The organism is Streptococcus sp. V913 (assembly GCF_054353455.1).
This window is the reverse complement of record NZ_JBTHHX010000004.1, coordinates 104016-130471: the sequence shown is the minus strand read 5'-3', so window position 1 is coordinate 130471 and position 26456 is coordinate 104016. Positions and strand designations below refer to the sequence as shown.

The window sequence follows — 26456 nt, the reverse complement described above, 5'->3', positions numbered from 1 at the left end:
ATTCAAATAACAAGAAAAAGAGAAAACTAAGTTCCTCTTTTAATCGAGTTTTCAGGCATTACTTGCTTTCGTCTTCTTTTCGTTTCAACTGACCAAGTCCTAAAACTCCCACTAAGGCAGCTAGACCAAGATATGGCATGTAGCTTGAATCATTTGTTCCTGTTTTTGGAAGTGTAGTTATTTCTTTACCAACAGAAACAGGAATTGGTGTTGAAGGTTCTTCAACTTTTGGACTAGGAACTCTTGGTTCTTTTGGTGTCTCAGGTTTGTCAGGATCCTTTGGTTTTGGAGTTGGAATTGGTGTCGGTTTGTCTGGATCCTTTGGTTTTGGCGTTGGAATTGGTGTCGGTTTGTCTGGAGTTCTTGGTATTGGAGTTGTTGTACGTACTGTGTTAGATGCATAAGTAACCTTATTAACAGTATTTACATAAGTATTTTCAAATGTTCCAATAGCAATTCTGCGCATTTGAAGGTAGGTTTCAGCTTGGAATGGTGAATCCAAACTAATCTTTTGTAAGAATTCTTCCTTGAAACGAACAGTTACAATACCATTTGCAGCATCTGTTTCAGCAGTTGTTTGAGATGTTAGATCTGTACCTGCCTTAATCACTGAACCATCTTTCATTGTCAAGTTCAGAGAGCTGAATGTCTTGTAATTACCAGTATACTGATCACCAGCTTGGTCATAATCATCCACAAAGTTGTAATCTTCTAATTCCTCTGAATGATTTTGTGGAATGAGGCCACCAATCAGACGATAGTTAAATGTTTGATAAAATTGAATTGTTTTACCATCCAGATTTTCACTAGTTGGATCTAGACTTACTGTTACATCTTTTTTCGGTGTGATTTTCGGTACGTTGTTAACCACTACTTCTGTAGCATAGCCATTTCCGAAATCAATTTGATAGGCCTTATTTTCATACTTACCACCTGTCTTACCAAATTCAGACTTAACAGTCATCGGATCTGTAATGACTAATGATGTTCCAGTTGCTACATATTGCTTGTAAAATTCTTCTGGATTATCAGCAGAGAAGAGTTGGAAAGCACCCTTAACAGTAATGTTAGCTTTCTTCAACAAGTCTTGAACTTTCTTAGGAGCAGCTTCTAGACTGTCATATTTTTGAACGCTGACACCTGATACTTGATTTCCTTTTTCATCTGCAACCTTAATCAAATCAGGACGAACATCTAAAGCTTCTTCTGGATAATCATCTACATAGTAGAAGCCGTTTTGGATTGCTTCCTTAGAAGATTTATCACCCTTATATTGATCCAAATCCCATGTTAATTCGTAGTAGTTGGTTGAACCAGCTAAAACTTCTTTTCCATCGATATTAAGGCCTTCTTTATTCTTATTTACTTTCGTTGGCTTAATATAGTTGTTATTTGGATTATCAGGATCATTTGGTTTACCAGGAGTCGTTACACGAACAACATTTGACTTAATACCATAAGCATCATTGACTGTCAAAGTGAAGTTATTCGTATAAGTTGCCCCATCGTTCAATACTCGACCAACAACCGTTGGATGAAGAGTCTCAACAGGTTTAGTTAAGTCAGCATTGTATGTTGCCAATGTCTCATCAGTCGCCTTAAAAGTTACAGTATGACTGGCTTCATCATAAGTTGTATCAAAGCCTGTACTTGCAGCCTTAGTTGCATCCAAGTCAAACTTATAACCAGTTGGAAGCGGATCTACCAATACAAATGAAGTAGTTTTTGGACGTCCAGCTGTCAAGGCTTCAGTTTTCAATTCAAACTTAACAATTGACTGTTTAGCAACCAATGTCCGGTCAATATCTACACCATCCTCATTCTTAATTTCTTTATTAATCTGAGGCTGAGCTAATAAACTGCTATAGTGGAAATGAACTGTCGGTACCACTGGTGGAGTTGGCAACTGCTTAGGAGTTGGTGCTAGCGGTGGAGTTGGCAATGGATCATATGTTGGCTCTTCCGGTTTTGATGGCTCCGGTTGATCTGGAGTCTTAACTGGTGGAGTTGGCTCATTTTCATATGTTGGTGCTACTGGAGCTGGTTCCAATGGTTTCTCTGTCTCATATGTTGGCTCTTCTGGTTTTGATGGCTCCGGTTGATCTGGAGTTTTTACCGGTGGAGTTGGCTCATTTTCGTAGTTTGGTGCTACTGGAGCTGGTTCCAATGGTTTCTCTGTCTCATATGTTGGCTCTTCTGGTTTTGACGGCTCTGGTTGATCTGGAGTTTTTACCGGTGGAGTTGGCTCATTTTCATATGTTGGTACTACTGGTGCTGGCTCCAATGGTTTTTCTGTCTCATACATTGGTTGAGTTGGAGCTGTTGGTGCAACAGGTTTCGTCGGAACCCCAATTGCATTAATGTTTGAATTGAAAGCAAACCAAATATTTCCACTTTTAGAAGAAGCCATATTAAAGCTAATCTCCGATTGAGTTATTTCACCGACAATAGCTCCGTACCAATTATTTGGACTAGAGGTTGTATCCCATTCCGATGTATTCCAACGAGCGCCTAGCGATTTTTCTGCATTTGATGAATCTGCATAAGCAGAGTTATTTTCATGAATCTTGATAGATGAACCAGAAATTGGAATATATCGACCGTTAAAGTTTCTAACACTTTCAATTGCATCTTTATCAATTGCTCCACTACCGTTACCTCTATTTAGAGATGAAAAATTAACTAATCCTCCTGTGAGATTCATAAGTTGACCTTCTTCATCATAAAACTTGACTTTTACATTAATGTTTGTAGAAGTAAAATAATCATTATACCATGCTGTCACAGTTGGATCACTCGAGGCAAACATAGTCATTTTGGTTCCATCGTTAAAACCTGTTTCTTTTAATGTGTAAGTGTAAACTACTTTTGAAATTTTCTTACCATTAAAACTTGAATTTTTTAGACCAGTATAGGTAACATCGACTGGTTTATCCTTTTCTAATACAAGCTTTGCATAAGTGTTATTCGAATTGATTGCATTGAAATATGAATATGCTGTAGATTTTTTCCTATCAGGATTTGTTGGCGAAATCCCCCATGATTTTACCAGAGCATCCAATTCCTGCTGCCCATATTGATGTACAGATGAATCAATTGTTCGTATTGCATTTGGTTCTGATTTAAAGTTCAACGATTGTGATCTTGGTTCTGAAAGATAACCATCTTGTTTCTTTTTACTCTCCGCTTCTGCGAGTGCTGCAGTATAAGCTGCGAACTCTTTCTTATATTTGGCAAGATCTGCTTCATACTGCTTCATCGCCGCTTCATAAGTTGCTTTTGCAGTTTCATTACGTTGTTTAATCGCTTCATTTTCAGCTTGAAGCGCTGCATTTTTTGCCTTGTTGTCTTCAACAGCCCTTTCATAGGCTGCTTTTGCATCGGCATTTGCTTTTTGAACGCGAGCTAGTTCTGTCTGATAAGCCGCTAGCTTAGCTTGGTAGTCTGCTTCATTGGTAGCATTTGCTTGCTTAACTGCCGCCAAATCTGCTTCGTATTTCTTCACCGCTGCGTCATAAGTCGCTTTAGCCGTCTCATTACGTTGCTTAATCGCTTCATTTTCAGCTTGAATGGCTGTATTTTTTGCAGTATTTTCTTTTACTGCTTTATCATATGCCTCTTTAGCTTCAGCATTAGCTTTTTGTACTCGAGCTAATTCTGTCTGGTAAGCTGCTAATTTAGCTTGATAATCAGCATCATTATCTTCTTTAGCTTTCTTAATAGCTGCAAGATCTGCTTCATACTGCTTCATCGCCGCTTCATAAGTTGCTTTTGCAGTTTCATTACGTTGTTTAATCGCTTCATTTTCAACTTTAAGCGCTTCGTTTTTCGCAGTGTTTTCTTTTACTGCTTTTTCATAAGCTTCTTTAGCTTCAGCATTAGCTTTTTGTACTCGAGCTAATTCTGTCTGGTAAGCTGAAAGTTTATTTTGATAATCCACTTGACTATCTTCATTTGCTTTTTTGACAGTTGCTAAATCTTTTTGATATTGTGCTAGCTTAGCCTCATATTCTGCTTTAGCTGTTGCATTGGCAGTGTTGATTTTTTCAACTTCTTCTTGATGACTTTTTAGATCTTTTTGATACTTGTCATCCGCTGCTTTGTTTTCAGCATTGATTTTATCTGTTTCTGCCTGATGAGCTGCGACTTCTTTTTTATATGCTTCAGTTGTCTTCTTTATTTCTTTTGCTTGTTTAGCATAGTCGCTTTTAATTTCATCTTGTTTTTGAGCATTTTCTGTAGCAGTTGTGGCTGTTCCTTTGTCTTTTGTTTCATCTTGAACCACCTTAACTCCTGCAGATTTTGCATCAGCAACTGTTTTATCCAAATCAGCTGATGATACTTCTACTGGCAAAGCTGAGTCTTTAGAACCAGCCTTAGCTTGGCTTTCTTTGGCAACTTGGCTCATTTCACCCTGTGCCTCAGGTAGATTTGTGGCTGGGTTTCCTGTAGTAGCTACCTCAACTGTACTTGTGCTCTTCGTCTCTGTGACTTCGTCAGCAAAAACTGCCTGATCTGCAAAAGCAATCAAAGCAGTTCCTAAAACAGCACCACACAAAGTTTTCGCAACTTTGCTTTTACGAAATCCATAGACTTCTTTTTTATTTTTCATTATAAGCCATTTCCTTATCTAAATTTAGTCGTTACTTCTTATACTAGCACTTTACAAGGCAAGATGCAAATATTTACTCTTTTTTCTCTCTATTTATAGAAAAATTCCACATGTTTATAAATTAAATTAAAAAGAAGATGATCAAACCATCTTCTTTTAGTTAAACTATTTATTTTTCAGTCAAGGCTGCAAGTCCTGGAAGAACTTTACCTTCGAGGAGCTCCATTGAAGCTCCACCACCAGTAGAGATCCATGAGAACTTGTCTGCGCGACCAAGGTTGATCGCTGCAGCAGCTGAGTCACCACCACCGATGATTGATTTCACACCTGGTTGTTTCACGATAGCGTCCATGACACCGATTGTACCAGCTTGGAAGTCAGGGTTTTCAAATACACCCATTGGTCCATTCCATACAACTGTTTTGGCACCAGTCAAAGCTTCGTCAAATTTAGCGATAGATTTAGGACCGATATCCAAACCAAGGAATCCTGGATCTACTGCTTCACCTTCAGTGTCTTTCACTTCAGTGTAGTCAGCAAATGCGTTTGCTTCTTTTGAGTCAACTGGCAAGATCAATTTGCCGTTTGCTTTTTCAAGAAGAGCTTTCGCAACATCCAATTTGTCTTCTTCTACAAGTGAGTTACCGATTTCGATACCTTGTGCTTTGTAGAATGTGTAAGTCATCCCACCACCGATAAGAACTTTATCAGCTTTTTCAAGCAAGTTTTCGATAACACCGATCTTGTCTGAAACTTTTGAACCACCAAGGATAGCCACGAATGGACGTTCTGGAGCTTCGACAGCTTCTTGGATGTAGGCAATTTCGTTTTCAAGAAGGAATCCAGCAACTGCTTTTTCAACGTTTGCTGAGATACCAACGTTAGATGCGTGTGCACGGTGAGCTGTACCGAATGCATCGTTTACGAAGATACCATCTCCAAGTGATGCCCAGTATTTACCAAGTTCAGGATCATTTTTAGATTCTTTCTTGCCGTCAACATCTTCGAAACGAGTGTTTTCAACCAAGAGAACTTGTCCATCTTCAAGAGCGTTAACAGCGGCTTCCAATTCAGCACCACGTGTAACACCTGGGATAAATTTAACTTCTTGTCCCAATTTAGCAGCCAAGTCAGCAGCTACAGGAGCAAGTGATTTACCTTCTTTGTCTGCTTCTTCTTTTACACGTCCAAGGTGAGAGAAGAGGATTGCTCGTCCACCTTGTTCAAGGATGTACTTGATAGTTGGAAGAGCTGCAGTGATACGGTTATCATTGGTAATCACGCCATCTTTAACAGGTACGTTGAAGTCAACACGAACGAGAACTTTTTTCCCTTTCAAGTCAACGTCTTTAACAGTCAATTTTGCCATTAGATATGACTCCTTCTTTTTTTATACGTGTTAATTATATCACAAAATCAACAAAAGAGATAGAAAAACCCTAAACTTTTCTTGTTCTTTCTTATAATTAAAACTAGCATTTTTTAAAATCAAATCTAGAAAAACCTTATCAAATAAGTAATCAATGCGAGATAAAATAATCAAAACAAGGTTTGACTGCAGCCAAACCTTGTTTTTAGTTTTTATGAGGAAATCCAAGAATTCTAAATTGATTAGTCTTCTTTCTTCTTTCTAGCAAGCAAGCCATAACCACTCATTGCTCCGAGAAGTCCCAGAACTACTAGACTGGCATCTCTTGTCGCTCCTGTATTTGGAAGCTCTTTACTTACTTCTTCAACTTTTGCTGGTGCTGCTGAAAGAGCTTGATCCCTCGTTTGTGAGACTTGCTCTTCTTTCGTTCCTACTTCAACAATTTCTGGAAGAGCTTCCTTGAGAACCTCAGTCGAATGAAGGGTGCGTTTGCCCTGAGCATCAACTTCTACAAAGCGACGAACTTGGCCTTCAACTCCTACTTGTACTAGCTGACGTTGGCCTTTGAGAAGGGCTGCATTTGGTCGTTCTTGACGTTTGAAGGAAACTGTCCCCTCTTCAATTTCCAGTTTCGGAGTTTCTAGCACTAAATCTTTCACACCTTCAGCTGGTTGGTTGCTCGATAGAACTTTTGTACCAACTTCGGTGATTTCTGAGATTGATTCCTTGACTACCTCAGTCGAACGAAGGGTGCGTTTACCCCGACCATCGACTTCTACAAAGCGACGAACTTGACCTTCAACTCCAACTTGCACAACACGGCGTTGGCCTTTGAGAAGTTCGGAGTTTGGTCGCTCCTGACGTTCAAAGGCTGTTGTTTCAGTTTCAACAACTAGTTCAGGGAGAGCTTCAACCGTTGGAGCCACTTCATTTGGTTCCATGCTACCAACATGGTGTCTTTCTTCTGTAGGAGCTAGTTTCTTGTTCAGCTTTTCTTTCATGTCCGCAAAAGCTTGTGGAGTTGGCATCTCTGAAGCTAATAAAGTTTCTGCTTGTTCAATCAACTCAGCTTGAGAATCTTTTTCACGGACGGATTCGAGCAAGCCTTCCAATTCTTCTCTAGCAGTCTGATAACGTTGATTTCCATCCAAGTCTGTCCCTGCTTGTTTCAACTCATTCAAAGCCCGGTTGACTTCTTCTTGGCTAGCATTATGGTTTTCTGCTACAGCTTTCGCTGTATTGAGCTTCTCTACTAGTGCTGCTTGTTTGTCCTCGCTTGAGAAGGTGTAGGCAAGGGTTGACTGACGGCCTTGGGCAGCAGTAATTTCTTGTTTGAGGTACTCATCGTTGACAGCTGCTTTTGGAGAAACCAAGACATCAAACTCAGCGGTGTGCCCCTTGTAATGCAAGGTCAAGGTCTGACGACCAGTCTTTTGAGCATCGTAGCCCGTAATTTCAACACCTTGATCTGTGAAGGCATGGCTTTCTTCTGTCTCATCATCATAGAGAACACCGAAGCGACCTTCTGCAAGATCCAGTTGCTCTCCTACTAGATAGTCTGTTTTCGGTTTCTTAGTAATGTACAAACCTGCTACTTCTTTTGGTTTTCCTTCATCTTGACCAGTCACTTGTACGTTTAAATTACCAGCAACTGGAAGTCCAAGGTAGCTGACTGTGAGCTTCTGTTCCCCTTTTTGATGAGCGTCATACCCAGATACCGTCACACCTGAGTGAGTAAGGTTAATCAGCTCGTCAGCTTGTCCCCCTTCGTATTGAACGCGGAGTGTTCCGCCTCTGAGGTCCAGTTTTTCTCCCTCTTTATAAACCGTCTTCTTAAGTCCTTTTTCAAGACTAACTGCAGCAATCTTTCTCTCATCCTGTGGAATCGCTACAGCCAAGGTGTTACTGATTTCTTTACCAGGTAGTTGGGTATGATAATAGAGTAGATTTGGTTGCTTGTCAAAGGCCAATGGTGCTGTTGCTAGGTCACCACCATTTTCAGACTTCAAAGTTGCAATCGGTGTTTGTGAATCAGCCTTGTCGTAAACGGTGATGGTTGCGCCTGCTGGAACATCAGAGAAGCCGAGTTGAACTTGATGGTTTCCAAGCGAACGAGCAGCTACCTTAGCCATTGGAATATTTTGACTTTCTGTGTCCAGGGTTTCATACATCTTCCAGTTGTAGATACGAATGGCCTTCCAAGGTGTTCCGTTATCAGAAGTGATAACTTTTAGACGCCAGTATTGAGCGATGATTGGTTTATCAAGAGTGATATCTGTCACGTGTGCTTTATTGCCACGGACCTCCTTAGCTAACTTCCATTCACCATCCGCATCTTTATAATAAAGGTCAAAATCCTTGGTGTTCATCAAACCGTCGTTTACGGATTCTCCACCAGCTCCCGCATGATCCATGACCCATCTAACAACAGTACGTGGCTTGGTCAAGCGAATATCCACACTACCGCTCAACTGAGCTGAAGACCATTTATCTGACAAGCTAGTAATGGTGCCGTTCAACATACCTTCAATGCCTTCTCCACCTTCAGTATTTGGGAAAGTGCTACCGATAACCTTTGCACCTGGAACAATATTTTCAGCTAAAGGTCTTGGGAGAGTGGTATCTTGAACAGTCATCCCCCAGTTAAAGGATGCCGTCGCCGCTTCGGAACGAAGTCCATTTTTACCAACTGCAACGACTTTCAATTCCTGAGTCCTACCAGTCGCATTAGCTGAGCGGCTAACTTTTGGCAAGTAGATAGTGGAAGCAGATGATCCTGTTAACAAACGCCAGTTATCTCCATCTTTTTCGTAGACTTCATAGAAATCTGCATCTTGGTTACCCGCAAACTGGACCACTGCTTCAGCTTCTTGGGCATTCTTGAGAGATTGTTTCACAACAGAAAGTCCCGTCGGCGCTTGTGGTGCTTGGTGGTTATCTGAAATTGTTAATTGACCTAAGTTGAACTGATAATCTTTTACAGCACCTTCATGTTCGAAGAAGAGTTTAACTGCATAAATGGTTTTACCTGCTAGTGAGCCAAGGTCAAATTCTTCATTCTTCCAGTCATCAGATAAAGTCAGTTCTTTCCATGCGGCTGCATCCTCAAATCTGTAGTCTGGAGTCGTAGAGAAGGCCATATAAACTTTCGAGCCTTTTCCTCCCTTGTGGGCAACCCGAAGTTTGGTTTTCTCCGTTACTTCTAGTTTAGTAGAATACAAATTCACATCTTGGTCCGTCTTACCAGCTACATCACCTGAGAATTTAAGGGAGTTCCCACCATTATAGGCATCTGTAAAGTCATATTCTGCATGGAGTTTTTCACCCGTTGAAGTCTGCCACCAACGCCATGTTGGCAAGACACCTGAAACCGAACGGTAGTTCCACTCAGAATCCTTAGAAACTTTACCGTCTACAAACCACTTTCTACCATGTCCTGTATTAAAAGAGGTCGTGAAGGTCCGGCCTACTGCTGGAGTGCGGTCCGCAACCAAATTGGAAATTCCATACCACTCTTTGTCTGCTGGTTTTTGAGCTGTTGGATTCCCTTGGTAACCTGTAAAGAAGATATCTTCATTCTTGTGGTAGTCTTCACCTGTTTTACCGAGACTGGTAATCGTATCCGGCGCAAAAAGTCCAAGTGACAAGCGCAACTTGCCATTTTCATCTAAGAGAGCATCCCAGTTGACTTTGGTCTTATACGAACCACCTTGTTGCAATTCCAAGCCTGCAAAGACATCATATTGACTACGTTCTAGCCATTTGGCCATCTCTACAGAGTAGTCATTCTTTTCCTTGTTCCAGTTGAAGTTGGCAAAGAACTGATCTGCAGGAACCTTGTCACCTTCTTTTTGCATGAACTGGTAATTGTATTCACCAAGGCCATCTTCGTGGTAACGACCGTATTTGTAGGTCATAGCATCGTACCAAGCATACTTGATTGGATGGTTGACCTTAGCTGCGTATTCTTTTGTATAGAGCATGAATTGGCGCATTTTTTCACCAAGAGGTGCTACCAATTCACCCGTTGTTTCCTGGTTGATGAAATAGCCATCAAATCCGTAATACTTAGCAAGATCGACAAGTTTTCGTGCGATAGGGAAGGTGCCATCTGCGTCTTGTTTCAAGGCAGCGGCAAATTTCTCTTGGTCGGCAATGCTGTTTGACCAGTTGAAAAAGAGGGTTCCATAAACGGGAACTCCGTTGCGGTGCCCGGCATCAATGACATCTGGAGTAGGGACTAGGCCTTCCCAGAAGACCATTGAATCCAAGTATTGCCAGTAATCGAAGGCGTAGGCCTTGAATTCTTCTCCACCTACAGAAGCGTGGTCTTTGGCCTTTGAGTTGGTATTTGCTAGCGCCTGAACCTTGGCTCTTCTGCTTGCTTTTTCATTGACCAACTGCCCTCTATGGCGCTTGGCGAGTTCAACTGAGGAACGGTTAATAGGATCATCCTCACGCGCACCCGGTTCCCATTTCAACAAATCATCCCAAGTATCAAACTTGATTTCTTTTGGCCGGAGACTCTTCTCTTCATTTTTAGGAACGTCTGCTAGATTTGGTTTGTCGGCTTTTTTATCAGCTACTTGAGGCGCCTCCTCTGGCTTGGCTCCTTCTTTGTCAGTTGCTGGAGCTGGCTCCTCAACTTTATCTGTCGGAGCCGGCTTTGCCTCTTCTTTTTCATTGAGCAAATCAGCTATTGCTGGAGAGTTTTCTGAAATTGGTTGCTCAGCTACTTTGTTTTCAGTTTCTTCTAATTGTTTTTCGATGGTTGCAGTGTCTGGACTCGCTGTTTCACTAGCGCTTGTAGCTTGAGCGCTCGTATTAGTAGCTGTTTCAGGGGCAGTGACTTGTTCAGCAAGGGCTGGACTCGCAAATAGAGCTGAACCAATCATCAAGGAACAAGCTCCGATTGACAGCTTGCGAATACTGTAACGGCACCGTTTTTCAAAAAATAGATCTTTCATCTTATCCTCCTAATAAAATAAAAAGTAAGCGCTTTACTTTTTAGATAAACAGTAACTGTTCTCAGTGCACAACACCAGAACAGGATCATCTTCATTTTATCTTATATGAAAGCGTTGTCAATATACTTGACACAAAAACTATAGCTAGGATAATAATCAGTAAAATTTGGACATGATTGAATAAAACCACTCTTGGAAAGTAAATTTACTCCCTATTTTTAAAGCAAGTTGCCTTTTCTTAGGAAAATTTCATCTAAACACTTGTGAGATTTACTTTTATCCTTTAAAATAGAATGGGAGAAATTCCGCGATTATTTTTCGGAGGAAAAAGAAATGTCCATTAATTGGCAGGAAATTTTATTTCACTTTTTAGGTGGTCTGGGGCTATTCTTATATAGTATCAAGACCATGGGAGACGGTTTGCAACAAGCTGCTGGAGATCGCCTTCGTTTTTACATTGACAAATATACCAGCAATCCCTTCTTCGGTGTGCTAGTTGGTATCGGTATGACGGCGCTGATTCAATCAAGTTCTGGTGTTACAGTCATTACAGTGGGACTTGTCAGTGCAGGACTTTTGACCTTGCGTCAGGCTATCGGTATTGTCATGGGTGCCAATATTGGAACCACCGTTACATCCTTTATCATCGGTTTTAAGCTAGGAGATTACGCCTTACCTATGCTCTTTATCGGAGCGGTTTGTCTCTTCTTCACCAAGAATCGCTCCATCAATAACATCGGACGGATTATCTTTGGTGTAGGAGGTATCTTCTTCGCTCTCAATCTTATGAGCGGTGCAATGGAACCCCTAAAAGACCTGCAAGTCTTTAGAGACTACATGGTTGAACTAAGTAAGAGTCCTATTCTAGGTGTCTTTGTCGGAACTGGACTGACCCTACTCATTCAAGCTTCATCCGCAACTATCGGTATCTTACAGAACTTATACGCAAGTGGTTTGATTGACCTGCAAGGTGCTCTACCGGTCTTGTTTGGTGATAATATCGGAACGACCATTACAGCCATCATTGCTTCTCTTGGAGCCAATATCGCTGCCAAACGTGTTGCTGGTGCCCACGTTGCCTTTAACGTGATTGGTACGGTTATCTGTATTGTCCTCCTTGTTCCTTTCACTGGCTTGATTCAATGGTTTGAATCTGCACTCAATCTAGCTCCAGAAATGACCATCGCCTTTGCACACGGGACCTTTAATATTACAAATACCATTATCCAGTTCCCATTCATCGGTGCCTTGGCTTACATTGTTACCAAGCTCATTCCTGGTGAAGATGAAGTTGTTAAATACGAGGCTCTCTACTTGGATGAACAACTCATCAAACAGGCGCCTTCTATCGCTCTAGGAAATGCCAAAAAAGAACTTCTTCACTTGGGGAACTATGCTGCAAAAGCTTTTGACCTTTCCTACGACTACATCGTCAATCTAGATGAAAAACTAGCTGAGAAAGGCCATAAGACTGAAGAAGCAATTAACACAATTGACGAAAAACTCACTCGTTACCTGATTAGCCTTTCAAGCGAATCCTTGAGTCAAAAGGAAAGTGAAATTTTAACCAATATTCTTGACTCATCACGTGATTTGGAACGGATTGGAGACCACGCAGAAGGCTTGATCAACCTAACAGACTATCTCCAACGCAAGAATATTCAGTTCTCTGAAGCTGCTTTGCAAGAGCTAGCTGAGATTTATCACGCTACCACTGAGTTCATCAAAGATGCCCTTGATAGTGTGGAAAACAATGATATTGAAAAAGCTCAAAGGCTGATTGAACGCCATAAAGAAATCAACAATATGGAACGCATCCTCAGAAAGACCCATATCAAACGCCTTAATAAAGGTGAATGTTCAACACAAGCCGGGGTCAACTTTATCGACATTATTTCCCACTACACTCGTGTGTCTGACCATGCTATGAATCTAGCCGAAAAGGTCATTGCTGAACAAATCTAATACTCTTCGAAAATCAAATTCAAACCACGTCAACGTCGCCTTGCCGTACTCAAGTACAGCCTGCGGTTAGTTTCCTAGTTTGCTCTTTGATTTTCATTGAGTATAAGTGCCAAGAAGCTATCCTGAATGGGATGGCTTTTTCATTTCCTCATCAAAAATGTTTTTTCTGACATATAAAAAATGCTTTGATTCCATTGTGAATCAAAGCATTTTAAAGAGTTCTCCAAACATGATAGCAGAAACTGCAGTGCCCCTGTACTTGGCTTCCTCTCTTTTGATAAAGCGCGCCAAGTTGATCAACTCTGGTGCTGGGTGTTTGGGATTTCTGAACAATTCAAGATTGACCAGACCTGAGAGACGGACTGCTAGTAATTGCTCATTTGTAGTAGGCAGTTTCTTAGCAGTCTCTAGGAGAGCAGCGACTAAATCTTCACTCAAGCCCTGACGGGCATGATTATAGAGATCTTTTATAAGGCTTTCTAGGTTTGGTTCTGCCATTCCGAGCAACCTCCCTTATGTTTAATAATTTTTAATCAAATCAACCGTTGAACGATCCAATTTTTTCACCAAGGCTTGCAAGAAAGCTTGAGCTTCTAGGAAGTCATCCATAGCGTAGAGGGTTTGGTGAGAATGGATATAACGAGCGCAAACACCGATAGTTGTAGAAGGAACACCACCATTTTTCAGATGAGCTGCTCCAGCGTCCGTTCCACCTTTTCCACAGTAATATTGGTACTTGATACCAGCTTCTTCAGCCGTTGTCAAAAGGAAATCCTTCATACCTGGGAGAAGCAAGTGACCTGGATCGTAGAAGCGAATCAAGGTTCCATCCCCAATCTTGCCTTGTCCTCCATAAACATCACCAGCAGGTGAACAGTCAACTGCCAGAAAAACTTCTGGGTCAAACTTAGTTGTAGAAGTATGAGCCCCACGAAGCCCAACTTCTTCTTGGACATTGGCACCAAGATAGAGTTCATTTCCGAGCTTTTGGCCTGAAAGGGCTTCTGCTAGCTCGCTTACCATGAGAACACCATAGCGGTTGTCCCAAGCTTTTGAGATGATATTTTTTTCATTGGCTGTAAGGATCGCGCTACTATCAGGTACGATGGTATCGCCAGGGCGGATGCCAAAACTTTCTGCTTCAGCCTTGTTCGCAAACCCACCATCAAAAACGATATCGGCAATGGCTGGCATGGTTGGTCCACCCTTTCCACGTGTCAAATGTGGAGGGACAGAACCTGAGATCACTGGAATTTCACGACCGTCACGAGTAAAGAGTTTAAAGCGTTGGCTGCTGACCACCATAGGATTCCAGCCACCGATTTCAACGACACGGAAGGTTCCATCTGGCTTAATCTCGCTGACCATAAAACCAACTTCGTCCATGTGAGAAGCGACCAAGACGCGTGGTGCATCGGCAGCTTCTGAATGCTTGATACCGAAAATACCACCTAAGCCATCTGTCACCACTTCATCCACATGTGGTGTCAACTTTTCACGAAGATAAGTCCGGACAGGTGCCTCATGACCTGAGATCGCAGGGATTTCTGTTACTTCTTTGATTTTTGAAAATAATGTTGTCATATCAGTTCCTTCTTTCTGTCCTCCATTTTACCACTTTTTATAGGAGAAGGATAGTGGGAAGGTAGGTTGGGTTTTACAAGTTTATCCTATAAAAGAGGGGACTAGCACTTGTTTCAGGAAGTTTTCCTTATTTTTACATTAAATTGTCAGAATATTTATTGACAGATTAAAGAAATCGTGTTACATTTATATCCGCAGGTATCTTTCGATACCAAATCTATTTGAAAGGACGGGGTATGAAACTCTCTCATATTTTAACAGGCTTACTTCTACTCCTAGTCTTTCTCTCCATTACCATTGGAACCAGTGATTTTTCTTGGGAAAAATTCTTTGCTTTTGACCAACAGACCTGGCTTCTCTTTCAAGAGTCGCGTCTTCCAAGAACCATCAGTATTCTCCTTGCAGCCTCCAGTATGAGCATGGCAGGACTCCTCATGCAGACCATTACTCAAAATCAATTTGCTGCTCCGAGTACAGTCGGAACGACAGAAGCTGCCAAACTGGGAATGGTACTAAGCCTCTTTGTCTTTCCATCTGCGAGTCTGACCCAAAAGATGCTCTTTGCTTTTGTTTCATCCATCGTATTTACCCTCTTCTTCCTGGCCTTTATGACTATTTTTTCTGTAAAGGAAAGGTGGATGTTGCCTCTGATTGGAATCATCTATAGTGGGATTATCGGTTCTGTCACAGAAGTTATCGCCTATCGTTTCAATCTGGTTCAGAGTATGACTGCTTGGACCCAAGGCTCCTTCTCCATGATTCAGACCCATCAGTATGAGTGGCTCTTCTTAGGCCTCATTATCCTGATAGCCGTTTGGAAATTATCCCAAACCTTTACCATCATGAATCTGGGCAAGGAAACCAGTGAGAGTTTGGGGATTTCCTACTCCCTACTTGAAAAGCTGGCCCTCTTTCTAGTGGCACTAACAACTAGTGTCACCATGATTACCGTGGGTGCCTTGCCTTTTCTCGGAGTCATCGTTCCCAATCTTATCCGCAAGCGCTATGGAGATAATTTGAGTCAAACCAAACTCATCGTCGCACTGGTCGGAGCCAATCTGGTTCTGGCCTGCGATATCCTCTCTCGAGTTCTCATTCGGCCCTATGAGCTGTCTGTCAGTCTCTTGCTAGGAATCATCGGTAGCCTTGTCTTTATCCTACTTCTCTGGAGAGGGGGACGAAAAGATGCAGTTTAAAAGCAAACATACCAAGCTCTTCTGCCTTCTCATTATTCTGTCCATCGGAGCTTGTCTCCTCTACTTTTGGCCCATCACTAACCTGTCTGCCTTTGCCTGGAAGCTACGTTCCCAAAAAATCATCGTTTATCTCTTGGTAGCCATCGCGACAGGGATTTCGACCATTAGTTTTCAAACCCTGACGGAAAATCGCTTCCTAACGCCAAGTATTTTGGGAATCGAATCCTTCTATGTCTTGCTACAAACCCTGCTACTGGTTTTTGAAAGCAAATTTCTACAGCTTGAAAAGTCTCCTATCTTAGAATTTTTAATCTTACTTCTTGCCCAATCCCTCTTCTTTCTTGCCTTACAAGGCTACTTGAAGACACTGATAAAACAAGACCTGGTCTTCATTCTGCTAATCTGTCTAGCCCTCGGAAGTCTCTTTCGAAATATCAGTACCTTCCTCCAAGTCCTGATGGATCCAAATGAATACGATAAACTGCAGAACAGTCTCTTTGCCTCCTTTCAGCATCTCAACACTTCCATCCTAGCCATCGGTTCTCTGATCATCCTCGCTTTGACAATCTTTTTCTTTCGAAAAGCAGTCGTTCTGGATGTCTTACACCTGCAAAGAGAAACGGCTCAGATACTGGGACTCGATGTTGAAAAAGAACAGAGAGAACTCCTCTGGGGCATCGTACTTTTGACCTCAACGGCAACTGCCTTGGTAGGACCTATGGCCTTCTTCGGCTTTATGCTGGCCAATCTCACTTACCTGATTGTCAAAGATTATCGACACAAGTTACTCTTTATCGTGGCTATTCTGATTGGATTTATTAGCTTGACCTTGGGGCAAGCCCTCATTGAACGAGTCTTTGCACTGGAAATTCGCATCAGCATGATTATCGAGAGTGTGGGTGGCTTCTTATTCTTTATCTTACTTTATAGGAGGGCACGTCGGTGAAACTGGAAAACATTGACAAATCCATTCAAAAACAGGATATTTTGCAAGGCATTTCGCTTGAAGTCAGTCCTCAAAAACTGACTGCCTTTATTGGTCCAAATGGTGCTGGAAAATCAACTCTCCTCTCCATTATGAGCAGACTGACCAAGAAAGATCAGGGAGTTCTCAGTATCAAGGGCCGTGAAATTGAGAGCTGGAATTCGCAAGAACTGGCTCAGGAGCTTACCATCTTAAAGCAGAAAATCAATTACCAAGCCAAATTGACTGTTGAAGAACTGGTCAGTTTTGGGCGTTTTCCCTACAGCCGAGGTCGACTGAGAGCAGAAGACTGGGAAAAAATCCGACAAACTCTAGACTATCTAGAACTGACCAATCTAAAAGACCGCTACATCGATAGCCTGTCTGGAGGACAGCTCCAGCGGGTCTTTATCGCTATGGTACTGGCCCAGGATACGGACTTTATCTTGCTGGACGAACCGCTTAACAATCTCGATATCAAGCAAAGCGTCAGCATGATGCAGATACTTCGACGACTGGTGGGAGAGCTCGGCAAGACCATTATCATCGTCCTCCACGATATCAACATGGCCAGTCAGTATGCGGATGAAATTGTCGCCTTCAAGGACGGCCAAGTCTTTTGCAAGGGAACGACTGCTCAAATCATGCAGGCTGACCTGCTCAGTCAACTCTATGAGATTCCCATCACGCTGGCTGATATCAATGGCAAAAAGATCTGTATCTATAGCTAGCTATTCTGAATTCATGTTAGAGAACCCTCAGTCTCTTAGCTAAAAAGCCTGTCTAAGAGACCCCTACATCGTTATCACATTTTAAAAAGGAGAAATCATGAAAACATCCCTTAAACTTTATCTCACTGCCCTAGCGGCTAGCTTCTTGCTCTTACTTGGTGCATGTAGTACAAATACAAACTCAAGCACTAGCCAGACAGAGACAAGTAGCTCTGCTCCAACAGAGATAACCATTAAAAGTTCACTAGATGAGGTCAAACTTTCAAATGTTCCTAAAAAGATTGTGACCTTTGACCTCGGTGCTGCCGATACTATTCGCGCTTTAGGTTTTGAAAAGAATATCGTCGGAATGCCTACAAAAACTGTTCCGACTTACCTAAAAGATCTTGCGGGAAATGTCAACAATGTGGGTTCCATGGTTGAGCCAGACCTAGAAGCCATTGCTGCTCTTGAACCAGACCTAATTATCGCTTCACCACGTACCCAAAAATTCGTAGACAAGTTCAAAGAAATCGCGCCAACCGTTCTCTTCCAAGCAAGTAAGGACGACTACTGGACTTCTACCAAGGCTAATATCGAATCCTTAGCAAGCGCCTTTGGTGAAACTGGTACACAGAAAGCCAAGGAAGAATTGGCTAACCTAGATAAGAGCATCCAAGAAGTCGCAACTAAAAACGAAAGTTCTGACAAAAAAGCCCTTGCTATCCTCCTCAATGAAGGAAAAATGGCTGCCTTTGGTGCCCAATCTCGTTTCTCTTTCTTGTACCAAACCTTGAAATTCAAGCCAACTGATACTCAATTTGAAGACTCACGCCACGGACAGGAAGTCAGCTTTGAAAGTGTCAAAGAAATCAATCCTGACATCCTCTTTGTCATCAACCGTACCCTTGCCATCGGTGGAGATAACTCTAGCAACGACGGCGTCCTAGAAAATGCCCTCATCGCTGAAACACCTGCCGCTAAAAACGGTAAAATTATCCAACTAACACCAGACCTCTGGTATCTAAGTGGTGGCGGACTTGAATCTACTAAACTCATGATTGAAGACGCTCAAAAAGCTTTGAAATAAGCAAGAAAACCCAACATCAAATGATGTTGGGTTATTTTTCTTCTTGATTTCGTTTGAGGGAAAAGTGGTCTGGGACGGGATCCTTACCTGTTTTCGACCAGGGATGGCAACGCAAAATCCGAGCCAAGCCCATCAGAACACCCTTAAAGCCATGCTTTTCAATAGCCTGAATCATGTAGTTGGAACAAGTCGGCTCAAAGCGACAAGAGGGGGGAAAAGCTGGTGAGATAAAACGTTGGTAAAAGCGTACAGGCGCTATTAAGATTCGTTTCATTATTTCTTGGTTACAGCCATGGTGTGTAGTTGGCTGATTTCTTTTTTATTAAGGCGACGGGATTCTCCCGGACGAAGACCTGTCAAGTCTAGGTGCCCAAAACGTGTCCGAGACAACTTATCCACTTGAAGACCGACGGCTTCAAACATCTTTTTAACCTGATGATTACGCCCTTCGTGGATGGTCAACTGTACCACAGAGCGATTTTTAACTGGATCCACTTTGAGAATTTCATAAACAGCTGGCTTGGTTTTCTTGCCATCAATCTCAAGACCACGGGTCAAGGGACGGAGATTTTCTTTATTGGCCACACCTTTAACACGCGCGACATAGACCTTGTCTATCTCATTACGAGGGTGAATCATTTCATCCGTAAAGTCCCCATCATTGGTCAAAATTAAAACACCTGATGTATCCCAGTCCAAACGTCCCACAGGATAAATACGTTCTTTTACATTGGGCAAGAGGTCCACAACAGTCTTACGACCCTTGTCATCCGTCACACTGGAAATCACTCCACGTGGTTTATTAAGCAGATAGTAAACCTTTTCTTCGTTGTAGATGGGCTGACCTTCAACTTCGACTTTATCACCAGCCTTGATGGTCGTTGCGAGTTCACGCACTACCTGTCCGTTGACGGTTACCAAGCCTTGCTTGATCAACTCTTCTGCTTTTCTCCTACTGGCCACACCTGCGTGGGCAATATACTTATTGATTCTCATCTTCTTCTATCCTTTCACCAAATAATTGGCTTTCTTGGGCTTGAATCTCAAGCTCATCAATCACTGGCAGTTCTTCCAAATGGTTAATTCCCATGTAATCTAGGAAATAATCCGTAGTCACATAGAGGTTGGGGCGACCCAACACTTCTTTTTTCCCGTCTTCTCGTATCAAGTCAAATGCCTGCAACTTTGCCAAAGCCCCACTCGAATTGACCCCACGGATAGCATCAATTTCTATCCGCGTAATCGGTTGCTTGTAGGCAATGATAGACAAGGTCTCAAGGGCAGCCCGAGATAAACTCTGGTTAATGGGCGCCTTGGAGTATTCCTTCAAAATCGCTGCAAATTGAGGCTTAGTAACCAATCTGTATGCACCACCTGTCTCAATCAGGGACAAGCTCGACTCTTGGTCTTTTTCATACTTCTGGGCTAATTTTTCTAAACTCTGTTGGATGCCTGTCGGTGGAAGTGATAGGAGTTCAGCCAACTGACGGACTCGAATTCCATCTTCACCTGCTACAAACAAGAGCGCTTCTATTTCTGCTAAAGTACTCATCTTTCCTCTCTATCAAGTCTAGCTTTATGCCTCTTGATTTTCTTCCTTCTTTTCCATGAGATAGATATCTCCGAAACTCTCCTCTTGCACGAGGGTCAATTCCTGAGTTTTGATTAACTCTAAGGTCGCCAAAAAGAGGGTAATGACCTCTTGGACATTCTGAGCTTCCTTGAACAAATCCTGCAAACGCAACTGATCTCGTCCAGACAAGGACTCTTTTACGATAACCATCATGTCCTCAATCTTATACTCATCGCGCAAGATGGTCGTGTGGTTCTGAGCGAACTCCTCTTTTTTCTTGGCTAGGATATTTGAAAAAGCCAAAAAGAGGTCAATGGTCGTCTTGTCATGTACAAGCTCCGCATCTTCGTAAATCAACTCTGTCGGCGCTTTGGAATAGTACTGGGCCCGATCTTGGTGCTTAGCCTCCAAGTGCTCACCCAAGAGCTTGAACTTGCGGTATTCTTCGATTTGGGAGAGAAGGTCCTGCTCCAGGTCATCCTCTAAGTCTGTCACTTCTGCTACCTTTGGCAAGAGCTTACGGCTCTTGATCAGCATTAGCTGACTAGCCATGACCATATACTCGCCCGTCACTTCCAGACGCATGGCCTGCAGAGTTGAGACATAGGCTAGATACTGCTCGATGACTTCTGTGATCGGCACATCGTAAATATCCATCTGGTACTTAGAAACCAGGTGCAAAAGCAAGTCCAGCGGCCCTTCAAAATCTTTTAATTTAATATCCATTATCTGTATTTTTCTAAGGTCAGAACTGTTTTTAATCCTAATTTTTTTGCAATTTCGTACAAATCGACCTTGTTTTCTATTTGTCTTAGAATAAACTGTTTCCGCAAGGCTTGGGCTGATAAGGTTGGGAAACCTTTCTCCTTGACAAAGGACTCTAGCTGACGAAAGGCCCACTGACGAGAATAGGCTTTTCCTCCCCTTTCAAAGAGATAGGTTTGCCCCATCAAGGGTTCTAGCTCTGGAATCAAGATCGTGGGTATGGTGACAATCCTCTGTTGGGAAGCCTTGTTAATTCGCAACACCTGAAAATCCAGATTGATATCTGCAACCTTAAGGGCTAAAATCTCACTTGGCAAGAGCCCTATTTCCAAGATAAGAAGCGCCAGCAAGCGTCCTTCTGGATAATTACTTTCCTGCCAAAAAGAGTCTAAATTTAGAATCTCTGGTTTTTCAGTCTTCTTTTCAGCTTTTTTGGCTAATTCCAGACGGTAGAAGCTGTCCACTTCTCCTTTTCGATAGAGAAAGTAGAGAAATTGGTTACAGGCCGAAAGTTTTCTCTTCTGGGCACTCATTTTTAGATTGGCTAGCTGGCCTTGGTAAATTTTGAGACTAGTCTCAGAGATCCGACCACCTACAATATCTAAAAATTGCTCCAGATCATACTTATAGGACTGCTTGGAATTGGCAGACAAGTCCTGTTTTTCCTCTAAAAAGGCTGAAATCCTATCTCTCATTTGCATCGAATCTCATATTCCTTACTAAAGTCATGCAAGAGGGCATTGACGGCCTTGAGAATAGACTTGCGCGTGATGATTCCTTGAAAAATCCCTTCATCATCTACCACTGGCAAGAAGGGTTCATCCACCAGTTTATGGAGGACCTCTGTGATGTTATAGTCAGGAGCGACGACTGCCACATCTGTCTTGGTCATATTGACGATGTCTGTCGTTGCCATCTGCTCATCCGTCAAACCTTGCTCCATCTGATAAGCCAAAATGTCTCTCAGCCCAATGGTTCCAACAAAGCGTTTGTCAAAGGTCACAACAGGGATACGGGTATAGGTGATTTGACTCAATACCAAAATTGCATGGTCAGCGTTATGGGTATCAATCAAGGCTGCTAGATTCTCAGCAGGGGTAAGAAAAGTCTCTTCCTGCTCCAGTAAAAATGCTTCAAATTCCTTGGCAATCATCGAGCAAACTCCTTGGACAAGCCTGGATAAACCTCATGATCACGTGTCAAAAAGTCTACTTTAAAATAGCTGTCATCAATCTCCACTCGAGCATAGAGACATTCTCTGATAGTCCCTCGTGGTTGGCTGATGGAGCCTGGATTTAAAAAGAGTGTTTTACCTTCCATCCAAGCATTTGGCACATGCAAGTGACCATAGAGACAGATATCGGCATCTTCTTCCTGAGCCCAGTAGTCCAACTTTTGAAAGTTGAAATTGATGTCAAACAAGTGTCCATGCGTCTGGATGATCTTGGTTGGACCAAGTTGAGTCACCAAACGTTCTGGATAACCAGCATAAAAGTCCATGTTTCCTTTGACGACATGGATGCCTTCCCAGAGCGGAGAGTCTGGACGGAGTTCTGAGTCACCATCGTGAAAAATGGCATCGACTTTACCCAGATAGCGGTCACGAATTTCTTCGACAATCAAGCTATCGCCATGGGAGTCACTCATTACAATGATGGTTTGCTTTGCCATGATGGAAATACCTCCAAAAGTTTCTTAACGGCTAAGGCACGGTGGGATTGGCTATTTTTTTCTTCAAGGGTTAATTCTGCTGATGATTTGCCTGTCTCTCCTACCAGGAAGAGCGGGTCATAGCCAAATCCATTTTCACCCTTAGGTTCAAAGTTGATATAACCTGGCCAGTCAGCTTCGACAACCAAACTTTCCTTTTTTGGACTAGCTACGACTAGGGTTGTGTGGAATTGTGCCGAACGGTCCTTGAGTTCAAAGACCATGGCCAATTCGTGCAAGAGTTTGGCATTGTTTTCTCGGTCAGTAGCTCCCACACCTGCGAAACGGGCTGACCAGACTCCTGGCAAACCGCCGAGGACATCGACTTTGAGACCTGAGTCATCTGCTAGCACCATCTTGCCTGTTAATTTGGAAATGGTTTCTGCTTTCAGGCGAGCATTTTCTTCAAAGGTCATACCTGTTTCAGCTACTTCAGGTAGGTCAGGGTAGTCATTGAGATTTTCGACATCATAGCCTAGCTTGTCAAAGATAGCTCGGAATTCCTTGGTCTTGCCCTCGTTACGAGTAGCAATCAACAAGGTTTCTCTAACCTTACTAGTTTCAAAGAAGTCTTGAACATTGACCCCTTCTTTAGGTAGTTCGACATGCAAAAGCTGCCCATTTTCAACCAAGAGCAGGGCTCCCTGACGTTGGATGACTTCCAAGTTACGTCCTGCTTCTGCATTTAAAATCTCAACGATAAAAGAGAGTAAACGGAAGTTAGAAGACCAGCGCATCACCGTTATCGTAATTGGAAAGCCATTTTCCTCATCACGAAAAATCCGCGCCAAATCCATAAAATCAAGATTAAGCGGATCTTTGATGAGACTGTAGATGCCTCCATAGACGTCCCAGACACCGACATACCAGTCCTGGTCATCCTTGTATTCATAAATTTTGTTTGTCATAATGTTACATGCTCCACATGAATCTCTTTTTCCAGCCATTCTGCTCCAATCTGGGCAAAACTTTGGCTATTGGCGGTTGTATAAAAACGATGTTGAAGAGGTCCCGCATCTCGGCTACGATTGATTTCAAAATAGTTCAGCAAAACCGAGATATCCCGTACACACTCTGCCCCACTATCGATGAGCTGAACCTTTGGTCCCATGACATTTTGGATGATAGGGCGAAGGAGTGGGTAATGGGTACAACCCAAAATCAAACTATCCACCTTTCCAACCAAGGGGCGCAGGGTTTCATAAACCACTTTCTTGGTTACACTGGTTGACAGGGCACCAGACTCGACCAAGGGGGCAAACTTGGGACAGGCCAAACTCTCCACCTGTAAATCCGGATCCAGATCATGGATTTTTTGACGGTAGATGTCTGATTGTACCGTCATGGGTGTTCCAATCACTCCGATTTTCCCACCTTGACTGGACTTGATAGCTGCCGAAGCTCCTGGCAAAATCACGCCTAAGACAGGAATATCTAGTTGGGCCTTGATTTCTTCCCAGACGACCGCAGTCGCAGTGTTGCAAGCAATGACAATCATCTTGACATCCTTGGTCAAGAGAAAGTTGACCAACTGCCAAGTATATTCACGGATTTGCTCAGCAGGACGGGGACCGTAGGGCGCCCGTGCCGAATCTCCAATATAGACGATTTCTTCATGGGGAAGCTGGCGCATGAGCTCACGAACAACGGTTAAGCCACCGACACCCGAATCCAAAAAACCAATTGGTCGATTATCCATACAGTCTTCTTTCTAGTCTTCTTTTTCTGATTGATAGTTCATCATAATTACTCGTCCTAAATGAACGGATAGACAGCTTGATAGAATGGCAACTGCCTCTCTTTTAATCATAATCAAATATCAATAGAATGCAAGGAAAAAGTCTTATCCTTGAGAACTATTGAACATAGTGAGAAGTCTGGAACTTTCATCCCAGACTTTTCCTATTTATTTCTTTTTATTGTTAGCAAGGGCTGCTTTTTGTTGACGGATGATTTGGTGGTAAACTTGTTGTACCTTGGCTTCGCTTGGTTTTTGACCATTTGCGCTCAAGAGAGCACGAACTGCCTCAGCGTTCAAACGTGGGTTGTCAGCAAATTCTTTTTCGATTTGCTTACGAACCAAATACATACCTCCAAGAGCTCCTCCTAGAAAAGCTAGCACAATCAAGATAATTGCTAAAAGTAAATCCATTCTTTTTCTCCTGTTTCTTTTTGAGTCTTCTATATTATACCATAAAGTGGCTTTTCTGACTAGTTTGTTTTACGCTTTCAGGGAGGGTATATACAGCAAAAAGAACCCTGCTTTTCTGCAAAAGAGGGCTCCTTGCTGAGTTCAATTTACATAAATAGCAAGTGTTTGATAAGGTTCTAGTACCATTTTTTCAGACACTCCTGTAGCTTCATAGTTAGAAAGCAAAATTTGTCCATTTTGGTAGACTTCTGGTAAGTCGATTTCCACTTCTGTGGCATAAAAATTATTGAGCACCAGTAATTTTTCATCCTCATACTGGCGTTCATAAGCATAAACCTGCTTGCTATCTTCAAAGGCTGGTTTGTAACTTCCTTCTGAAATGATAGGCATTTCCTTACGAAGCCGAATCAAGTCTTGGTAGAAGGTAAAAATCGGACCTTGGATTTCATTTTCTACGTTGATATGAGGGTAGGATTTTCCTGCCTTCAGCCAAGGAGTTCTTTTTGAGAAACCAGCATTTTCTGAAGCATCCCACTGCATGGGAATGCGTGAATTATCTCGTGACTTGGCCTGGATAATCTGGAAAGCTTCTTGTTCACTTTTCCCTTCTTTTAAGAGCATCTGATAAGCATTGATGGACTCGACATCCACATAGTCAGCCATGGAATCATAGTCTGGGTCAATCATCCCAATTTCCTCACCCATGTAGATATAAGGCGTTCCACGTGACAAGTGAATGCTTGCCGCCAACATAGTCGCCCCTTCGTTTCGGAAATGTTGAATATCAATAAAACGGTTCAAAGCACGAGGTTGGTCGTGATTGTTCCAGAAAAGGGCGCTCCATCCGTTTTTGTCACTCATCTCTTTACCCCAGCTATGATAAAGACTTTTCAACTCTTCAAAATCAAAGGGAGCTCGGGTCCACTTTTGCCCGTCCTTGTAATCTACCTTGAGATGATGGAAATTGAAGGTCATGGATAATTCCTGACGGTCAGGTGAAGAATAGAGGACACAATTTTCCATGGTTGTAGAGGACATTTCCCCAACTGTCATAAAGCTATCGTCTGTTCCAAAAGTGGCTTGGTTCATCATGCGCAAATAGTCATGAACAATAGGCTTGTCTGTGTAAGCTGGCTTTCCTTCATTGTCAGGGCAATCCACTAAGACCTCATCCTTGCCAATCAAATTGATCACATCAAATCGGAAACCTTTGACACCCTTATCCCGCCAGAAGTTGACCACTTTGAACAACTCTTTGCGGACATTGGGATTGCGCCAGTTAAGATCTGCCTGAGTCTCATCAAAGAGGTGGAGATAATATTTCCCTGTCTCCCCGAAAGGTGCCCAAGCAGAGCCACCAAACTTAGAAATCCAGTCTGTCGGTTGATCTTGGATGAAGAAAAAGTCTTGGTAATACTTGTCACCAGCCAGGGCTTTCTGAAACCATTCATGCTCGGTCGAACAATGATTGAGCACCATATCTAACATAAAGTCAATCTTGTACTCTTTACCAACACGCACCATCTCTTCAAAATCAGCCATATCACCAAAAAGGGGATCCACAGCCATATAATCTGAAATATCATAACCATTATCCCGTTGAGGACTTGGGTAGAATGGATTGAGCCAGACCATATCCACACCTAGCTTGGCTAGATAGGGGATTTTTTCGATAATCCCACGGAAATCTCCAATGCCATTTCCAGTAGTGTCTTTGTATGATTTTGGATAGATTTGATAGACTACTTTTCGTTTATCAAGTGTCATCTATTTCTCCTTTTCCGATAAAAGGGAGGAAC

Annotated in this window: 21 protein-coding genes; 5 read left to right on the top strand and 16 right to left on the bottom strand. The window is 42.5% G+C overall.

The window, feature by feature from the left end; translation table 11 throughout:
- Positions 1-58: 58 nt before the first annotated feature.
- The 3 genes from ACXYSL_RS07730 to ACXYSL_RS07720 form a co-directional block, all read right to left on the bottom strand.
- Positions 59-4612, bottom strand: coding sequence for an antigen I/II family LPXTG-anchored adhesin (locus ACXYSL_RS07730; RefSeq protein WP_458624414.1), 4554 nt, complete (start codon positions 4610-4612; stop codon positions 59-61).
- Between the two features lie 169 nt (positions 4613-4781).
- Positions 4782-5981: a phosphoglycerate kinase gene (locus tag ACXYSL_RS07725; protein ID WP_001096770.1), complete on the bottom strand. Its 1200-nt coding sequence runs from the start codon at positions 5979-5981 to the stop codon at positions 4782-4784.
- Positions 5982-6223: 242 nt separating this feature from the next.
- Positions 6224-10948: an endo-beta-N-acetylglucosaminidase gene (locus tag ACXYSL_RS07720; RefSeq protein WP_458624413.1), complete on the bottom strand. Its 4725-nt coding sequence runs from the start codon at positions 10946-10948 to the stop codon at positions 6224-6226.
- A 333-nt stretch (positions 10949-11281) separates the two neighbouring features.
- Between ACXYSL_RS07720 and ACXYSL_RS07715 the strand changes: the two genes are divergently transcribed.
- Positions 11282-12913 (top strand): Na/Pi cotransporter family protein, encoded by a 1632-nt coding sequence (locus ACXYSL_RS07715; protein ID WP_458624412.1) that lies wholly within the window; start codon positions 11282-11284, stop codon positions 12911-12913.
- Positions 12914-13114: 201 nt separating this feature from the next.
- Here the strand turns inward: ACXYSL_RS07715 and ACXYSL_RS07710 are convergent, their stop codons facing one another.
- Both ACXYSL_RS07710 and pepA read right to left on the bottom strand, forming a co-directional pair.
- Positions 13115-13411, bottom strand: coding sequence for an enterocin immunity protein (locus tag ACXYSL_RS07710; protein ID WP_061853115.1), 297 nt, complete (start codon positions 13409-13411; stop codon positions 13115-13117).
- Between the two features lie 21 nt (positions 13412-13432).
- Positions 13433-14497: a glutamyl aminopeptidase gene (pepA, locus tag ACXYSL_RS07705; RefSeq protein WP_458624411.1), complete on the bottom strand. Its 1065-nt coding sequence runs from the start codon at positions 14495-14497 to the stop codon at positions 13433-13435.
- Positions 14498-14733: 236 nt separating this feature from the next.
- On the opposite strand from pepA, the gene ACXYSL_RS07700 reads away from it, so the two are divergent.
- From ACXYSL_RS07700 to ACXYSL_RS07685, 4 genes are all read left to right on the top strand, one after another.
- A complete protein-coding gene (locus ACXYSL_RS07700; protein WP_458624410.1) occupies positions 14734-15693 on the top strand; it encodes an ABC transporter permease in 960 nt (319 codons plus the stop codon).
- Positions 15683-16639 (top strand): iron chelate uptake ABC transporter family permease subunit, encoded by a 957-nt coding sequence (locus tag ACXYSL_RS07695; protein WP_458624409.1) that lies wholly within the window; start codon positions 15683-15685, stop codon positions 16637-16639. The genes ACXYSL_RS07700 and ACXYSL_RS07695 overlap by 11 nt, the downstream gene beginning before the upstream one ends.
- A complete protein-coding gene (locus tag ACXYSL_RS07690; RefSeq protein ID WP_458624408.1) occupies positions 16636-17388 on the top strand; it encodes an iron ABC transporter ATP-binding protein in 753 nt (250 codons plus the stop codon). Before ACXYSL_RS07695 ends, ACXYSL_RS07690 begins: the two co-directional genes overlap by 4 nt.
- A gap of 97 nt (positions 17389-17485) precedes the next feature.
- On the top strand, positions 17486-18457 hold the full coding sequence (locus ACXYSL_RS07685) for a siderophore ABC transporter substrate-binding protein (RefSeq protein ID WP_458624407.1): 972 nt from the start codon (positions 17486-17488) through the stop codon (positions 18455-18457).
- A gap of 31 nt (positions 18458-18488) precedes the next feature.
- On the opposite strand, the gene yidD is transcribed toward ACXYSL_RS07685, so the two are convergent.
- The 11 genes from yidD to treC all read right to left on the bottom strand — a co-directional run bounded on the left by yidD (position 18489) and on the right by treC (position 26424).
- The gene (gene yidD / locus ACXYSL_RS07680) at positions 18489-18731 is read right to left on the bottom strand and encodes a membrane protein insertion efficiency factor YidD (RefSeq protein WP_000821624.1); all 243 of its coding nucleotides are present in this window, start codon (positions 18729-18731) and stop codon (positions 18489-18491) included.
- Positions 18731-19453, bottom strand: a complete 723-nt coding sequence (locus ACXYSL_RS07675; protein ID WP_001222214.1) for a pseudouridine synthase — start codon at positions 19451-19453, stop codon at positions 18731-18733. The genes yidD and ACXYSL_RS07675 overlap by 1 nt, the downstream gene beginning before the upstream one ends.
- Positions 19440-20009, bottom strand: a complete 570-nt coding sequence (gene scpB / locus ACXYSL_RS07670; protein WP_000105288.1) for an SMC-Scp complex subunit ScpB — start codon at positions 20007-20009, stop codon at positions 19440-19442. The genes ACXYSL_RS07675 and scpB overlap by 14 nt, the downstream gene beginning before the upstream one ends.
- A 24-nt stretch (positions 20010-20033) precedes the next feature.
- A complete protein-coding gene (locus ACXYSL_RS07665; RefSeq protein ID WP_458624406.1) occupies positions 20034-20756 on the bottom strand; it encodes a segregation/condensation protein A in 723 nt (240 codons plus the stop codon).
- On the bottom strand, positions 20756-21490 hold the full coding sequence (gene xerD / locus ACXYSL_RS07660) for a site-specific tyrosine recombinase XerD (protein ID WP_458624405.1): 735 nt from the start codon (positions 21488-21490) through the stop codon (positions 20756-20758). The genes ACXYSL_RS07665 and xerD overlap by 1 nt, the downstream gene beginning before the upstream one ends.
- Positions 21487-21948, bottom strand: a complete 462-nt coding sequence (cbpB, locus tag ACXYSL_RS07655; protein ID WP_000560696.1) for a cyclic-di-AMP-binding protein CbpB — start codon at positions 21946-21948, stop codon at positions 21487-21489. The genes xerD and cbpB overlap by 4 nt, the downstream gene beginning before the upstream one ends.
- The gene (locus ACXYSL_RS07650; protein ID WP_001118939.1) at positions 21945-22466 is read right to left on the bottom strand and encodes a metallophosphoesterase; all 522 of its coding nucleotides are present in this window, start codon (positions 22464-22466) and stop codon (positions 21945-21947) included. The genes cbpB and ACXYSL_RS07650 overlap by 4 nt, the downstream gene beginning before the upstream one ends.
- A complete protein-coding gene (locus ACXYSL_RS07645; RefSeq protein WP_458624404.1) occupies positions 22442-23413 on the bottom strand; it encodes a nucleoside-triphosphate diphosphatase in 972 nt (323 codons plus the stop codon). The genes ACXYSL_RS07650 and ACXYSL_RS07645 overlap by 25 nt, the downstream gene beginning before the upstream one ends.
- Positions 23410-24204, bottom strand: a complete 795-nt coding sequence (racE, locus tag ACXYSL_RS07640) for a glutamate racemase (protein WP_000370379.1) — start codon at positions 24202-24204, stop codon at positions 23410-23412. Before racE ends, ACXYSL_RS07645 begins: the two co-directional genes overlap by 4 nt.
- A 207-nt stretch (positions 24205-24411) precedes the next feature.
- Positions 24412-24657 (bottom strand): YneF family protein, encoded by a 246-nt coding sequence (locus ACXYSL_RS07635; protein WP_000364980.1) that lies wholly within the window; start codon positions 24655-24657, stop codon positions 24412-24414.
- 141 nt (positions 24658-24798) lie between these two features.
- Positions 24799-26424, bottom strand: a complete 1626-nt coding sequence (gene treC / locus ACXYSL_RS07630; RefSeq protein ID WP_458624403.1) for an alpha,alpha-phosphotrehalase — start codon at positions 26422-26424, stop codon at positions 24799-24801.
- Positions 26425-26456 lie beyond the last annotated feature (32 nt).

Coding starts and splice junctions, on each gene's coding strand:
- ACXYSL_RS07730 (WP_458624414.1), bottom strand. CDS start 4,612: ATGAAAAATAAAAAAGAAGTCTATGGATTTCGTAAAAGCAAAGTTGCG.
- ACXYSL_RS07725 (WP_001096770.1), bottom strand. CDS start 5,981: ATGGCAAAATTGACTGTTAAAGACGTTGACTTGAAAGGGAAAAAAGTT.
- ACXYSL_RS07720 (WP_458624413.1), bottom strand. CDS start 10,948: ATGAAAGATCTATTTTTTGAAAAACGGTGCCGTTACAGTATTCGCAAG.
- ACXYSL_RS07715 (WP_458624412.1), top strand. CDS start 11,282: ATGTCCATTAATTGGCAGGAAATTTTATTTCACTTTTTAGGTGGTCTG.
- ACXYSL_RS07710 (WP_061853115.1), bottom strand. CDS start 13,411: ATGGCAGAACCAAACCTAGAAAGCCTTATAAAAGATCTCTATAATCAT.
- pepA (WP_458624411.1), bottom strand. CDS start 14,497: ATGACAACATTATTTTCAAAAATCAAAGAAGTAACAGAAATCCCTGCG.
- ACXYSL_RS07700 (WP_458624410.1), top strand. CDS start 14,734: ATGAAACTCTCTCATATTTTAACAGGCTTACTTCTACTCCTAGTCTTT.
- ACXYSL_RS07695 (WP_458624409.1), top strand. CDS start 15,683: ATGCAGTTTAAAAGCAAACATACCAAGCTCTTCTGCCTTCTCATTATT.
- ACXYSL_RS07685 (WP_458624407.1), top strand. CDS start 17,486: ATGAAAACATCCCTTAAACTTTATCTCACTGCCCTAGCGGCTAGCTTC.
- yidD (WP_000821624.1), bottom strand. CDS start 18,731: ATGAAACGAATCTTAATAGCGCCTGTACGCTTTTACCAACGTTTTATC.
- ACXYSL_RS07675 (WP_001222214.1), bottom strand. CDS start 19,453: ATGAGAATCAATAAGTATATTGCCCACGCAGGTGTGGCCAGTAGGAGA.
- scpB (WP_000105288.1), bottom strand. CDS start 20,009: ATGAGTACTTTAGCAGAAATAGAAGCGCTCTTGTTTGTAGCAGGTGAA.
- ACXYSL_RS07665 (WP_458624406.1), bottom strand. CDS start 20,756: ATGGATATTAAATTAAAAGATTTTGAAGGGCCGCTGGACTTGCTTTTG.
- xerD (WP_458624405.1), bottom strand. CDS start 21,490: ATGAGAGATAGGATTTCAGCCTTTTTAGAGGAAAAACAGGACTTGTCT.
- cbpB (WP_000560696.1), bottom strand. CDS start 21,948: ATGATTGCCAAGGAATTTGAAGCATTTTTACTGGAGCAGGAAGAGACT.
- ACXYSL_RS07650 (WP_001118939.1), bottom strand. CDS start 22,466: ATGGCAAAGCAAACCATCATTGTAATGAGTGACTCCCATGGCGATAGC.
- ACXYSL_RS07645 (WP_458624404.1), bottom strand. CDS start 23,413: ATGACAAACAAAATTTATGAATACAAGGATGACCAGGACTGGTATGTC.
- racE (WP_000370379.1), bottom strand. CDS start 24,204: ATGGATAATCGACCAATTGGTTTTTTGGATTCGGGTGTCGGTGGCTTA.
- ACXYSL_RS07635 (WP_000364980.1), bottom strand. CDS start 24,657: ATGGATTTACTTTTAGCAATTATCTTGATTGTGCTAGCTTTTCTAGGA.
- treC (WP_458624403.1), bottom strand. CDS start 26,424: ATGACACTTGATAAACGAAAAGTAGTCTATCAAATCTATCCAAAATCA.